The sequence below is a fragment of the Joostella sp. CR20 genome, from assembly GCF_038433465.1.
GTDB lineage: Bacteria > Bacteroidota > Bacteroidia > Flavobacteriales > Flavobacteriaceae > Galbibacter.
The window spans coordinates 102,148-116,814 of the sequence record NZ_JAESVF010000008.1; the positions used below are offsets into that span (position 1 = coordinate 102,148).

Sequence of the window (14,667 nt, forward strand, 5' to 3'; positions counted from 1 at the left end):
TGAATGCAACAAATTGTCAATTTTTTAATAAGGAATAAATCCTTTATTAGCTTTTTATTGCTTTTTTGCTTTTCGCTGTTTTTAACTTTTCAATCGCATTCCTACCAAAAAGCCAAGTTTGTAAAATCTGCTAATTGGGTAAGTGGATTGGTGTATAATAATTCTAATAAAGTTTCAGATTATTTTCATCTAAAAGAATATAACGAACAGCTTGTTGAAGAGAATTTAAGACTTCGGAAGCAGTTACTGAATTTGAAAACAGAAATACAAGACTCTGTTTTACTTACAGATTCTCTTTTTACCGATTATAATTTGTATGCCGCTTCGATTATTAAAAATAGTTTTAACAAGCCAAGAAACTATTTGTTAATCGACAAAGGTGCGCAAGATAGTGTACAGCAAGATATGGGAGTTATAACTTCTAAAGGGATTGTTGGAATTGTAGAAAATACCTCGAGTAATTACGCCAATGTACAGTCGGTTTTAAACTCGCTTTCCGAGATTAATGCTTCAGTAAAAAACACCAATAATTTTGGGTCGTTAAAATGGAACGGAAAAAATATCAATAGTGTACAACTGGTAGATATTTTACGTTCGGCAAATGTAAAAATTGGCGATACAATTATAACAGGAGGGATGTCTAGTATCTTTCCGAAGGGAATTCCAATTGGAACGATTGAAAATTTTGACCTTGACGTTTCTCAAAATTATTATTTAATAGATGTAAAACTCTTTAACGACATGACTACTTTAGACCATGTGTATGTTATTGAGAATTTAAACAAAGAAGAAATTTTAAACCTAGAAAACACAATCGATGAATAAAACAATATTTGTCATTATACTTCGGTTTGTACTGCTTGTGCTTTTGCAAGTGGTTATTTTTAATCATATCAATTTTCTAGGATATTTAAATCCGTATATCTACATACTTTTTATTGTGCTTTTTCCTTTTGATAAAGACAATAGAATTTTATTTATATTTTGTTCTTTTCTAATAGGCCTAACAATCGATATGTTTAGTGATAGTGGAGGCGTGCATGCAGCGGCAAGTGTGTTTGTAGCGTATTTCCGTCCGTTAATGATGCGCTCTGTTTTTGGAGTAAGTTACGACTACCACAACATTAAAATCGAGAGCACCTATTTTGGTCAACGTGTTAATTATCTTGTTATTTTAATTTTAACACATCACCTCATGCTATTCAGTTTAGAGATTTTTAGTTTTGCACATGTATTGCTTATTCTGAAAAAAACCTTATTTTCAGCAATATTCACACTAATTATGTGTTTAATCTTTATCTCACTATTTAGTAAGAAAAGTACATGAGAAAATTACTCCTTTCATTTATAATTATTGTAATTGCTATAGTTTATATAGGAAGGCTTTCGTATTTGCAATTGTTAGATACTTCAAACAAAAATCCGTTAAACGATACGGCTATAAAAGCCATTTACGATTATCCTGAGCGCGGACATATTTACGATAGAAACGGAACACTCTTGGTAGCCAATCAGCCTTCGTATGATGTCATGGTGATTCCTAGAGATGTAAAGCCTTTGGATACGTTAGAGTTTTGTAAATTATTAAATATTTCGAAGGAAGATTTTATTAAGAAATACCGAAAAGCCTATGTGTATTCACCAAGGCTACCGTCGGTTTTTGTTCCGCAGTTATCCAAAAAAGAATATGCCATTTTACAAGAAAAAATGCGTAAGTACGAAGGGTTTTATATTCAGAAGCGTTCGTTAAGACACTATATGACGAGTGTTGGAGCAAATGTTTTGGGGTATATAAGTGAGGTGAATGATAGAGATTTACGTAAATATTCGTACTACCAATCGGGAGAGTTAAAAGGGCGTCAAGGAGTTGAGGAGCAATACGAAGAAGTGTTGCGTGGACAAAAAGGGGTGAAGTTTATTCAGAAAGATAGATTTAACCGAGAAATTGGTTCGTATAAAAACGGAATTTTCGATACGCTACCAGTTCCAGGAAAAGATATTACGCTTACTATTGATAACCAGCTCCAAAAGTATGGAGAGGAATTAATGATTCATAAACGAGGAGGAATTGTAGCCATTGCTCCAAAAACTGGCGAAATTTTAGCGCTAGTTTCTGCGCCTAGTTACGATCCAGACTTGTTAGTAGGACGTAAGCGTTCTAGAAATTATACCGAATTGTATTACGATTCTATCGCAAAACCTTTGTACGATAGAGGTTTAAATGCAATGTATCCTCCAGGGTCGCCTTTTAAAACTATAAATGCTTTAATCGGTTTACAGGAAGGTGTTATCGATGAGCACACTACTTTTACGTGTTATCATGGATATCGCTACGGAAGAAACTCTTTTATGGGTTGCCACTGTCCTTCTGGTACACACAACGATTTAATTCGTGGAATACAGGTGTCTTGTAATGCTTATTTTGCAAATACTTATCGACGCGTTATCGAAAAATATCCAACCTCTGCTGAAGGGATGAATACTTGGGAAGAACACGTAAAAAGTTTTGGACTCGGAAACTATTTAGGATACGATTTACCTACAGGAAAATCTGGGAAAATACCAGATGCCGATTATTACAATCGGGTTTATGGGGAGCGTCGTTGGTATGCTACAAATACACTTTCAAACGCAATTGGGCAAGGAGAAGTTTTGGCAACGCCAATTCAGCTAGCCAATCTTACAGCTACAATTGCAAATAGGGGATACTACTATACACCACATATTATTAAAAAGATTGAAGAAGATACCATTCCGCATAAATTTGTAGAAAAGCATCAAACCACAATCGACCCTAAAAATTTTGAGCCAGTTATTCAAGGTATGTTTGATGTGTATCGTTATGGTACTGCAAGTTCACTACAAATTCCAGATATTAACATAGCAGGAAAAACAGGTACTGCTGAAAACTTTACTAAAATAGAAGGGAAAAGAGCCCAGCTTACCGATCACTCTATTTTTGTGGCCTTTGCTCCTGTTGAAGATCCTAAAATTGCGATAGCTGTTTTTGTTGAAAATGGTTATTGGGGGAGTAGATGGGCAGGACGTATTGCGAGTTTAATGATAGAAAAATATATCAAGGGAGAAATTACTCGAACTGACTTAGAGAAATATGTGTTAAACGGAAGCTTAGAAGAAGAGTACGCAAAACCATTAAGTGGAAAATCGTTTACCATTAACGACGGAAAAACGTTTATTAAATGGCCTACGGAAAACACAATTAAAACTGAAAAAAAACCATTGCCATAGATGATAGATTTTTTAAAAAAGGTTGACTGGTTTAGTATTTTATTATACGCATTATTGGTTTTTATAGGCTGGCTTAATATCTATTCAGCAACCTATACTGGCGAGGGAGGAAGTATTTTAAATTCAGATACATTTTATGGAAAACAGCTCGTGTTTATTATTGTAAGTTGTTTTTTAGTCATCATTTTACTCTCGGTTGAAGCCAAATTTTACGAGCGATTTGCAAGTATAATTTATTTAGCGTCTTTACTTTCTTTATTAGGATTGTTTGTTTTCGGTAAAAATGTAAACGGTGCCACCTCTTGGTATGCTATTGGAGGGATGACATTACAACCATCGGAGTTTGCTAAGGCAGCTACTGCTTTAGCGTTGGCAAAGTATTTAAGTGACATTCAAACCGATATAAAGGACTTTAAAGATTTATTAAAAATATTTTTGATAATTTCCTTACCAGCGTTTCTTATAATTCCGCAGCCAGACCCTGGAAGTGCATTAGTATATGCGGCATTCTTTTTTGTTTTGTACCGAGAGGGTTTACATCCAATGTATTTGTTAATTGGTTTTTTTTCAATCATACTCTTTACAGCAACCTTACTTTTTGGTACCATTTGGGTGTTTTTGGGTTCTGCTTTGTTATTGGGGTTGGCTTATTATTATTTAAAACGAAAAAAGCAACGAGTAACTATATTGCAACTAATTGTTGTATTGATCGTAACCACCACTTTTTCATATTCGGTAGATTTTATTTTTAATAATGTTTTTGAGCAAAGACATAGAGATCGTTTTAGTCTTTGGTTACGTTTGGAAGATGATCCAGTAAAACTGAATCAGATTCGAAAAACAATTGGATATAACACCTATCAGTCGGAATCTGCAATTGGTTCTGGCGGATTTATGGGAAAAGGTTTTTTAGAAGGAACTCGTACCAAAGGAAACTTTGTACCAGAACAACACACCGATTATATTTTTAGTACTGTTGGAGAAGAATGGGGTTTTGTAGGAACTTCTGCTGTTGTCTTGTTGTTTTCAATGCTAATTTTAAGGTTGATTTTTTTAGCAGAAAGACAAAAGTCTGCTTTCAGTAGAATTTATGGATATTCCGTAGCATCTATTATCTTTTTTCACTTCGCAATTAATGTAGGAATGGTTATTGGCTTGTTGCCAACAGTGGGTATTCCGTTACCGTTTTTTAGTTATGGTGGTTCAGGATTACTTGGGTTTACAGTATTGTTATTTATCTTTTTAAAGCTCGATGCTAACAGAATTAACGAGTGGATGTAATTCAACATCTATTTAATTTCAACAACTATATCAGTATAAATACGAATAGCTTGAAATATTTTGATGTGAAATTTTGTAAGGGAATACTTCACTTTGTTTTAAACGTTAGTTCGACATAAGAATGATGAATATGAAATAAATTTGACCTATTTAAAAAGTGTTGAAAATCAAGGAAGCAGCGTAGGCTGGAAGATAAAAAGCTGTTTGAGCATAAGCGAGTTCTTTTTATCTGTGGTGGTTGTTTCCGTAGATTTTTTTATACTTTTTGAATCAGTCTTGACTTTTTTGTTTCGTTTTTGTGTCAAGACAAAAATGAAAGGATAATTAAATAACTGAAATACATATAGCTCAAATTTTCTCTCTGTTGATATTTATCTCGAACTTAGGTTAACAAATAAAAAAAGACTGCCTTTTCAGACAGTCTTTATGGTACGCTAACTATAAAATATGTTACTCAAGTTTCAGCATTTCTAGTTTTCTTTTTAAAAGCATCTGAACATACTTTTGCATTTGTGCTTTATCAATTTGAGCACTTTCAAGATAAGCTTGGTTGTAAGCTTTTTCGGCTCCGTCTAAGTCGCCTAATTTTTTATTTACATCACCTAAAAGCGCAATAATGTTTATACGATCGATTGTTGGAATATCGTTGGTGTTAAGCGATTTTACAATCCAATCTTTCGCAACTTCATTTTGCTCTTTAGTAACTTTATTTCCAGCTTCAGCATACATTACTTGCGCAGCTCTAGCTAAACTCATTGGAGAAATTGTTTCTCCTTGAAGCTCAAAATAGTTGTTCTTTAAGGCAATATAGCTATCAACATTTTTCTCTTTGTAAAGTGCGTAAAGCGCGTCGCAATTTGCTTTTTGTAATTCGTATTGATCTGCATCGCTTTCAATTACATCATATGCAGGTTTCATGTCGCCTTTTATACGCTCCAATGCTGTTTCATACGATTTGTCTCCATCTTTAGCTAAAGACTCTAGATATTCTGTATTGTGCTGAATAACATAAAATGCTGCAGGCGGTCCAACTTCTTTGATGTATCCGTCCATATGGGCAATCATGTATTCCATAATTTCATCGTCTTTTCCTTCTGGACGGTGAAACTTTTTGATAATTACATAATCTTCTTTGTTGACTAGCGCATCTCCTTTGTCGATTTTTTGTTCGATATAATCGTCAAAGATTTTTTCAACTCTTACAATCCATTTTTTCTTATTCATCCCTTCCTGAAGCGTAACAAAAGCAGGTGCTTTGTTAAGCAGCTCTTCCATGATTTCTAAGTCGTCTGAGTTTTTCTGATATTCAGTATAAATCTCTTCAAAACTTCTAACATCTCCAGTAACGGTTTGTCCCATTTGCATCAAGTTTTCGATATCTAAAGAACCACTTACACGCGCTAAAGCATTTTCGCTACCATCAACAAACATTAATGTTGGCATTGATACAATTTGATTTTCTCTTACCAATTGCGTGTTGATTTCTTCTTCGACATCTACTTTTACTGAAACAAAATTTTCATTGAAAAATGCTCCTAGTTTTTCGTCTACATACACGTTTTTGTCCATCATTTTACATGGTCCACACCAATCGGCATAGTAATCGATAAATAACGGAACGTTTCTCTTTTGAGCTTCTGCTAAGGCTTCTTTATAAGTACCTTCGAAAAAGTTGATTCCTTGTGCTTGCACATTACTATTGGTAATGAAAGCAACTAGGAGGATGATAATTGATTTGTAAATATTCATTGCTTCTTGTGTTTTCTGTTTTTAATTTTTTCTGCTGAAGTTATTTATTCAACAGTAATTATAAGAGCATCTTCTACAACTCCGTAGTGATCTCCTGCATTGTGAATTCCAATACTTACGATGTAATTTCCGGGTGTAGTTTCAGAAAATAGCGGATACACTACTTGACCTAAACCTTGAATGCTTACATTTTCTTGAAAATAGTTTACTGAGGCCGCATCCACATCGTCTGAGCGTACACTTGCAATACTAAATACAAGTGGCTGAGTTCCTAAAACGCCACTTATTTTTTGAGAAACCCATGGCGATTCGTTTTCAATTCTCAACGCGTCTTCTCTTGGGTCTGGCTCCAATCTAACAGTCATAGTATTTGGTAAGTATTCTGCGTTTTCGATATCTAGAAAACCAACTTCTTTGTCACAACTAAAAGTTATTGCACTTAATAGGGCGAGTGTAAGGTATATGATAGATTTTTTCATGGTAATTTATAGTTTGTCAATTAGGTAATCGTAGTGCATAGAGTGTACTACGCCATTAGAAGGTTGAATGTCGGCAGAGGCTATTTGTGCATCTCTGATGGTAGTTCCGTCAGCAGAATTAAATTTAACATACACCGGACCAACTCCGTAAACAGGGTCAATTTCTTCTTCTGTAAATAATTGAATTTCGGCAGCTCCGATAGAAGTAATGAAAATTCCGCCGTCTTGTCTTGAAGGAATTTCATCACGAAGTAATACATCTGTAAACACGTGGTTCAGTAAGATTTCTTTGCATACCTCAGGGTCGGTTTCTGCAATGGTTTCTAGATTCTGACTGTACAACCAACGTCTAATAGAATGCGAAGTGATTCCCATAAACATAATTTTATCGTAGTTGGCATCTTCTCCGTTGAATAAAGGAGTTAAACCAGCATGGTCTATCATTTCTACAGTAAGCTCCCAGTTATAATCATCTGTGAGTAAGTATTCGTAGATGGTTTTATCTGGTAAAACGCCATCGGCTACACCACTGTCGATAGTGTTGTCTTTAGTACAACTTATAAAACAGGCTGTGATAGTGATGAATAAAAGTGCTATTTTTTTCATTTAAATACTTTTTAAATAATTAATCTACTCTGTTCCAGTAGATGTTTTGTTTTAATAAGGTGTTGTTTGTAAAGGCTGCTTCTCCGATATAAAGGTATAAGGCGCCGTCTTGAATGTCTTGGTCTGTTAATTGTGCAAAAGCAGGTGTAAACTCGGTATCGAAATAATGATTTCTAACAACGTCGTAATACCTTCCGTTTTCCATAATTAACTCTTTTTCTCTTTCTTTAAAGATAGCATACTGTAAATCGGTATCTTCTGCAGTTGGGTACAAATCGGCTTTTGCTCTTGAGCGGATTGTATTTAAATCGGCTACGGCAGCAGCATCGTTACCAATTTTTGCGTAGCATTCAGCTCTTAATAAATAAATACCTGCAAGTCTGATATAAATGTTGTTGCTGTTGAGTCCTGTCATACTTGTACGCCCAGTAGCTTGACTAACAACTCTAAAAACACCTTCTTTTACTTTATACGGAAAAGCAAAAGGATGTCCTGCGGCAGCAAGCGAATCAACTTTATAGAAGTAATTATCTTTTCTTTCGTCGTTATTTTGATAATATTCTTGAATGGTAGAAGCATTAAATTTTAATGCGATTCTTGCAGTTTCGATGTACGAATTACTGTCGTTGGTATCTACAGGCCATGTAACATAACGTTCCATAATGGTAGAAGCATAACCTCCAGAATTATCAGTTAAATAAAAGTTTTGAACTTCTAAGATACTTTCTCTAGCGATAGGTCTAGAAGAAGGTTCCCAAGTGCTAAAGGTTTCAGATAGCATTGTTGGAATATCTGTTGCTAAACCATATTCTCCTGCATCTTCTCCTGAGATTAATTTTGTAGCCCATTCGATAGATTTGTTGTAAGAAGTAGCAGGCATTACTGTCGTCCAGTTGTAAAGTTCTGCCATACTTCCTTGCCAAGCGTACATATGTGCTAATAAACCAGCCGCTGCACCTCTGCTTCCGTATTGTTTAGAAAGTAGTGGTTCGCCTTCGTCGTCTATCATTTCACCATAACGCCCTAGTAAAGTGTAAGCACTTTCCATGTTCGTAATAGCTTCTGCAATAACTTCGTAATCGGTGCTGTTTCCGTAGGCATTAAAGTTGTTGGTGCCAGTAGTAATGATGGCATTTCCCCAAATTCGCCCAAGTTCGAAATACATCCAACCTTTAAAGAAACGCGCTTGCCCAGTGTAAAAATCTATTCGCTCTTGAGAAATATTTCCTTCAGCTTGGTCGATGTTTTCTAACACTAGGTTGCAAAGGTAAATTACATCGTAATACTCGGCCCATTTGCTGTATAAAGAGCCTTTTACAGTAGCAGGAACTAAATCTCTTAAGTTTGCCAAACCAGAGTTGTCGCATTGATCGGCAGCAGCTCCCATTGCTTGATGTGGATCTTCACCAATTAAACGTTGCACTTCTCCTTGAATGGTGATTAAAAACCCCATTAATTCATCGTCGTCGTCAAAAGCATTGGTGATCGATTGTCTGTCTTCTGGCTTGATGTCGAGTGCATCTGCACAAGAACTCAATACGGTTACTAAAAGTAGTAAAGGAATTAAAATTCGCTTCATTGTTTTGTATGTTATATGTTATATCATCGAGTAGCATGAGGGATTGCTACCCGATGATTTTTTTGCTATAAGTTTAATGAACATCCTAAGGTGAATACTCGTGGAAGTGGATAATTATCTAGAGTATCTACTCCTGTGTAATTAACTGCTTCTGGATCTAAACCTGAGTAATTTGTAATTAAGAATAAGTTTTCAGCAGTGAAGAATATTCTAGCCGACTCCATTCCTATTTTTTCCATCCATTCTTTATTGAAAGTGTAAGAGATATTTAATTTTTTCAGTCTTAAATAATTTACATCTTCAATATTTGTGTCAACCATAGGATCCGATTGCGGAGTGTACCCAAGGTTTGCCGATGGGAAAAATGGGTTGTAACCATCTCCAGCAGCTGCATATCCTTCTTCAGACCAAAAATCTACATCGTCCATATCGAAGTACAAACGAGTTGTAGTAGGCTCTCTACCGTTTGTATACGACGCGTATGGTACCGCATTTATGATAGATTTAGAAAGTGTGTAGGTAAACAATACATTTAAGCTGAAGTTTTTCCAACTTACTTCGTTGGTGAAACCACCACTAGCTTTTGGAATTGGACTTCCTTTGAAAACTTTGTCTAGGTCGTTAATTCTTCCGTCGCCATTAAGGTCTTTGATTTTTTTCATCCCTATTTGAGCAGGGTGGAAGTTGTCTGACTGTCCTTGTGTAGTTACAGAACCATTAACATTGTAATAGTTTTCAAGATCTTCTTCGGTTTCGATATAACCATCTTGAACGTAAACATTAAAGCCGAATAAAGGTCTTCCTAGAACAAAATTATCTACATCTTTACCGTTAAAACTTTCTTCAAATCTGTTGAAGTTTCTAGCGATGTTAAAACTAGTTTTCCATTTAACTTCAGTATCTCTTAAAATGTCTACTTGTAAAGCCATTTCTATACCAGTATTTGATGTAGAAAACGTATTTCTCCAAGTTGAAGATTCGTAGTAAACATCTCCAGGAAGTGGTGCATTGTAAATTTGATCTTTGTTGTATTTATAGTACCAATCGGTTACCATTTTTACGCGGTGCTCAAACAGGTTCAAGTCAAGTCCAAGACTGTATTGTTGCGACTCTTCCCAAGCTAAATTGTTGTACGAAACTTGATCTGGCGCTAGTCCTGGAGTTCCTAAAAAGTAAGGTGAGTTCTTATCGGAAACTGTACCGTGTGCTAAATAAGGGTTTTGGAATTGTACTCCTGTTACCCCCCAAGAAGCTCTAAGTTTTCCAGAACTTAACCACCAAAGATTTTCCATGAATTTTTCACTGGCAAAGTTCCATCCTGCTGCTACCGATGGGAATGTTCCCCATCTTTTTCCTTCTCCAAAAGTACTCGACCCGTCGGCTCTTAGCGTTGCTTCAATTAAATATTTTTTATCGAAGTTGTAAGCAACTCTTCCGAAGTAACTCAATAAAACTGATTCATTGTAACTCGATGAGAAATTACGAGTAACAATTTGGTTTCCGTTTTGATCGATTACAATAGCAGTTTCTGGAATTTCAGGGACGTAGTGAATGTCGTCACTCGGCATTCCGCTACCGTAACCCCAATTTCTGTTGTTTGTTCTGCTTGTATAACCTTGACCTGCCAATAGTTCTAAATTGTGAACATTATTGAAGGTGTTGGTATAATTTAAAGTGTTTTCCCAGTTGGTAACAATCGATAAATTATTGGTTGCTTCTGAACTTGAAAGTCCGAATCTGTCATCTAGATAAGAAGGAACAAATACATTGCTAGTCACTAAAGAAATATCTACAGATGGTGTAGAATTAAAACTGAAGTTTTTAGCAAAAGTCCAATTTAGTCGAAGACCAGAACGCAATCTGTACGTATCATTCTTTTGTTCGGTAGCTGCAATTCTGTTGGCTTGTTCTAAAGCTATCGGGTTATTGAAAGAATACAAAGACGAACTCGAAACTGGCGATCCAACCATAAAAGCCGATCCGTTGTTGCTGTTAGAACCCAATCCTCTGTTGGTGTATGCAAAGTAATTGGTTGAGGTAATTGTTATGTTTTTGCGTGGTTTAATATCCATATTTGCCGTAATGTTGTAACGGTTAAATGCGGTTCCTGGCATGATACCTTCTTCGTTATAATGACCTAAAGCAAGGTTGTATTTAAACAATTCTGTTCCTCCGTTAACTTGTAAGTTTACGTTGAGAGTTTTTCCTGTTTGGAAATAGTAATCCCACCAGTTAGAGTTGTTGTTGTAATATGTATTTAAACTATCTTGAATTTCTGGTTTGTAAGCACCGACGTTAACTCCGTTACCCCAAAACCAATCGTAAACTCCTTGTGTTCCCCAAGATTCTTTGTAAGATTCTGGTACAACATAGGTACGAGAAGCAGGGTCGTAATAAGCCGTAGTAGCTCCTTTTGCAAACTGAAGTGCAAATTGTCTTTCGGCATTTCCTAACGTTTGAACAGGAGTTTTTGGAAGCACGCTGTAACCTCTAGAAACATTAGCTGTGATTTGTGCTTTACCTGTTTTTCCTTTTTTGGTTGTGATTAATACGACTCCGTTATTTGCTCTCGAACCATATAAGGCAGCTGCAGAAGCATCTTTTAAAACCTCCATAGATTCGATAGTTGCAGGATCAATATCAGCAAGACCACTTACACCCATAGCTGTATTTGTTTCAGAAATAATAGGAATTCCGTCAACTACATATAAAGGAGAACCATCGTTTATTAATTGTCCATCTGGACCTGTAACCATTAAAGAGTTTTGCCCTCTAATATTTACAATTGTTCCTGTACCTCCTGGTGATCCAGATTGGTTGGTAACAAAAACTCCGGCCATTTGTCCTTGCATAAGGTTTTCAAGATTTGCTGCAGGCATATCTTTTATCGCTTCTGCCTTTACTTTAGATACCGAGTTGATAAGTTCTTTTTCTCCTCTTTCTCCGTAGGCAACTATAGTAACTTCTTCTAAAGAGTTTACATCTTCTTCTAAAATAACTGTTAGGTTGGTGTTCTCTCCAATAGCTATCTCGGATTTTTTATACCCCAAAAACGTTACTTCGATGGTAGGAGTTTGTCCTGGTTTTACAGGAACATCAATTTCAAACCTACCTTCGAGGTTTGTAGATACTCCAATCATGGTGCCTTTTACCATAATAGTAGCTCCAGGAAGTGTTTCTCCATTGTTGTTTTGAACAACCCCAGTTACGTTTAAAAACTCTTGTCGCGTTTTTTTAACAGGAACAATTAAGTACAATTGTTCGTTTTGAGGTTCAAGGGCGTAACCATCTCCAATGAGTTGCGCTACTGCATCGAGTAGTTCTACATTGTCAAAATTTGCCACTACAATTCTGTCTAAATCTAGCGTATTGTTGCTATAGAAGAATTCTACATTTGATTGTTCTCTGATTTCTTTTAATGCTTCGTGAAGTGTTACTTCGCCCATTTTCAGGTTGATTTTTTGAGCAAAAGCAAAAGCTGATACATTTAGAAATAGTAAGAACATTAAGAGCGATCGCTTCATAATCCATGCAATTTCACGTTCATACCGCCTGAGGAAACGCATTGCGTATCCTTCCGATAGGTTTTTTTTCATACATTTACGTAATTATAGTTGTTAATTGATAGTTTAGTTAACAGCCCTTAAAACCGGATAGCACGGCCAAATACTATCCGGTTTTTCTCTGTTATTTATTTTGATATTTTTATTTTATAGGTTTCGTTTATTTCTTCAACTTGATATGCTATTCCAGAGGTCTTCCGGATCATTTCTAATAAATCTTTAATTGGTGCATCTTTTTTAAATACACCTGTAAATAAAATATTGTCGATTGCTTTTTCATCTTCAAAGGCTACATCAAAACCATACCATCTACCTATTTTCTTTAAGATGACAGGAAGCTTTTCGTTATCGAAATAGAATATTCCATCTTTCCACGAACTGTAATTTCTAACATCAACTTTGCTTACAAATACTTTTTTGTTGCTGTCAAACTTTAAGTATCCTCTGGTACCTGGTGTTAAAATAACTGCTTCGGTTTCTTCCGAAGAAAGTTCTATTTTTCCTTCCACAAGTGTAGAAGAGAAGTAATTGTCTTGTTTGTATGCGCTTACGTTAAACGATGTTCCGAGTACCGTTACGTTTTGATGTTGTGTTTTTACAACAAACTTTCCTTTGTTTTTTACCACATCAAAATATGCTTCTCCCTCTAGTTTTACAGTTCGAGTATCTTCAGTAAAAATTTCAGGATAGGTAAGTGTAGAGTTGGAGTTCAGCCAAACTTTAGAACCATCTGGAAGAACAATGTTGTAAATCCCTCCCGTTGGTACAATAAGCGTATTGTAACTTATTTCGGCGCTCGACTCACTTGTTGTAGCAGTATAATCTAGAGTATTATTTTTATTACTGATTTTTGCTGAAGTTGCATTAATGGTTTCATTTTGATGTGCAGTTAAATCAACAACTTCTCCATTTCCTAAAATAAGTGTTGCTTTGTGGTATCCAGGTGTGATTTTTACCAAGTTTTCTTCAGTAATAACCTCTTCAGATTTATAATTCTTAAACACAAAAGTACCCGCCAATAAGGCTACAATTATAACCGCAGCATACTTGTACACTTGAAAAAGTGCTTTCTTTTTACGTTGCTGTTTGTTGGCAGCAATTGTTTTTAGAACTCTGTTATATGCAGCTTCTTTATTAATACTCTTATATAGTTTTTCCTTAGCATCTAGGTTGCTAGGGTTGATTATTTTTTTGTAGAGTTTATTGTTGTTTCCATTGTTTAACCACTCAGAAAATGTTTCTTTTTCTTCGGAAGTTAAATTCCCTAAAATGGATTTAACAATTAACCGTACAACAGCGTTTTTCGACAGTTGATTTTTGTTCATTGTTTTTTAAGCTAGCTTTGGTTGCTACCGATAATTTAACGGTTAGCGTTATATAGAGTGAAAAATTGATGAAATGGGTGGAAAAGATTTTAAAAAAATAATAATTTTAACAAAAACAGTAAATAAACAGCAAGAATAGACTGCCCTTTTAATTTCTCTTTGATGAGTTCTAAAGCTCTGGCTCTTTGCGATTTAACTGTGTTTACAGAAATGTTTAAGTCCTCCGCAATGTCTTTGTATTTTATTCCTTCTAAGCAAGATAATTTAAAAACTACTTTGCATTTTTCTGGTAACGAGTCGATTGCGTTGAGTAATATTGCATGTACATCTTCCTCAATTGTAAACTCATCCGATTGGCTAAATTGTTCGTAAGGTTGCGCATCCAATGACACTGTTTTATCAACCTGTTTTAAATGTGCAAAAGCTTTGTTTTTAACCATAGTGTATAAATACGATTTAATGTCTTTTACTTGAGACATTCGCTCCTTACGTTCCCATAAATACACCATACATTCTTCCACAATTTCTTCCGCAGTGTTTTTGTCCTCCACATATCGTAGACAGAAGGAAAGCAGACTCGGATAATAATCGTGAAATAATTTCTTGAAGGAGTCGGGGGTGATAATCGTATTTGTAGCAGTTTTGTTAATTCGTGCGTAAACTTATAGTTATTATTTAGTTAAAAGGGTAGACAAAGTTACTTTTATTTTTTGTGTTTTTTATACTTGTTATCCTCTGTTAACCCAACACTACTAAAGGGTTTGAGGATTAAATACTATGCACTGTAAGACAACTATTTTATGAATTGTAGCGTATTTTTTGAAGTGTATTTTTCT

The 14,667-nt window shown here is 35.3% G+C and carries 11 protein-coding genes; 4 read left to right on the top strand and 7 right to left on the bottom strand.

The annotated features are described in order from the left end of the window. The first annotated feature begins 3 nt into the window (after positions 1–3). From mreC to rodA, 4 genes are read left to right on the top strand one after another with little or no spacing between them, the layout of a single operon-like run. Positions 4–825: a rod shape-determining protein MreC gene (gene mreC / locus JMA43_RS11120; RefSeq protein ID WP_342156668.1), complete on the top strand. Its 822-nt coding sequence runs from the start codon at positions 4–6 to the stop codon at positions 823–825. Further along, complete coding sequence (locus tag JMA43_RS11125) at positions 818–1,327, top strand: rod shape-determining protein MreD (protein WP_342156669.1); 510 nt, start codon at positions 818–820, stop codon at positions 1,325–1,327. Before mreC ends, JMA43_RS11125 begins: the two co-directional genes overlap by 8 nt. Then, positions 1,324–3,249, top strand: coding sequence for a penicillin-binding protein 2 (gene mrdA / locus JMA43_RS11130; RefSeq protein WP_342156670.1), 1,926 nt, complete (start codon positions 1,324–1,326; stop codon positions 3,247–3,249). Before JMA43_RS11125 ends, mrdA begins: the two co-directional genes overlap by 4 nt. Then, positions 3,250–4,530, top strand: a complete 1,281-nt coding sequence (gene rodA, locus JMA43_RS11135; protein WP_342156672.1) for a rod shape-determining protein RodA — start codon at positions 3,250–3,252, stop codon at positions 4,528–4,530. 450 nt (positions 4,531–4,980) lie between these two features. Here rodA and JMA43_RS11140 read toward each other — a convergent pair whose 3' ends face one another. The 7 genes from JMA43_RS11140 to JMA43_RS11170 all read right to left on the bottom strand — a co-directional run bounded on the left by JMA43_RS11140 (position 4,981) and on the right by JMA43_RS11170 (position 14,481). Next, the gene (locus JMA43_RS11140) at positions 4,981–6,279 is read right to left on the bottom strand and encodes a thioredoxin family protein (RefSeq protein ID WP_342156673.1); all 1,299 of its coding nucleotides are present in this window, start codon (positions 6,277–6,279) and stop codon (positions 4,981–4,983) included. A 44-nt stretch (positions 6,280–6,323) separates the two neighbouring features. Continuing rightward, a complete protein-coding gene (locus JMA43_RS11145) occupies positions 6,324–6,758 on the bottom strand; it encodes a hypothetical protein (RefSeq protein WP_342156674.1) in 435 nt (144 codons plus the stop codon). 6 nt (positions 6,759–6,764) lie between these two features. Next, positions 6,765–7,364 carry a hypothetical protein gene (locus JMA43_RS11150; RefSeq protein ID WP_342156675.1) on the bottom strand — a complete coding sequence of 200 codons (600 nt, stop codon included), beginning with the start codon at positions 7,362–7,364 and terminating at the stop codon, positions 6,765–6,767. Positions 7,365–7,383: 19 nt separating this feature from the next. Beyond that, positions 7,384–8,943: a RagB/SusD family nutrient uptake outer membrane protein gene (locus JMA43_RS11155; RefSeq protein WP_342156676.1), complete on the bottom strand. Its 1,560-nt coding sequence runs from the start codon at positions 8,941–8,943 to the stop codon at positions 7,384–7,386. Between the two features lie 65 nt (positions 8,944–9,008). Beyond that, positions 9,009–12,539, bottom strand: a complete 3,531-nt coding sequence (locus JMA43_RS11160) for a SusC/RagA family TonB-linked outer membrane protein (protein WP_342156677.1) — start codon at positions 12,537–12,539, stop codon at positions 9,009–9,011. Between the two features lie 95 nt (positions 12,540–12,634). Further along, positions 12,635–13,831, bottom strand: a complete 1,197-nt coding sequence (locus JMA43_RS11165) for a FecR family protein (RefSeq protein WP_342156678.1) — start codon at positions 13,829–13,831, stop codon at positions 12,635–12,637. Between the two features lie 89 nt (positions 13,832–13,920). Beyond that, the gene (locus JMA43_RS11170; RefSeq protein ID WP_342156700.1) at positions 13,921–14,481 is read right to left on the bottom strand and encodes an RNA polymerase sigma-70 factor; all 561 of its coding nucleotides are present in this window, start codon (positions 14,479–14,481) and stop codon (positions 13,921–13,923) included. Between the last annotated feature and the right edge of the window lie 186 nt (positions 14,482–14,667).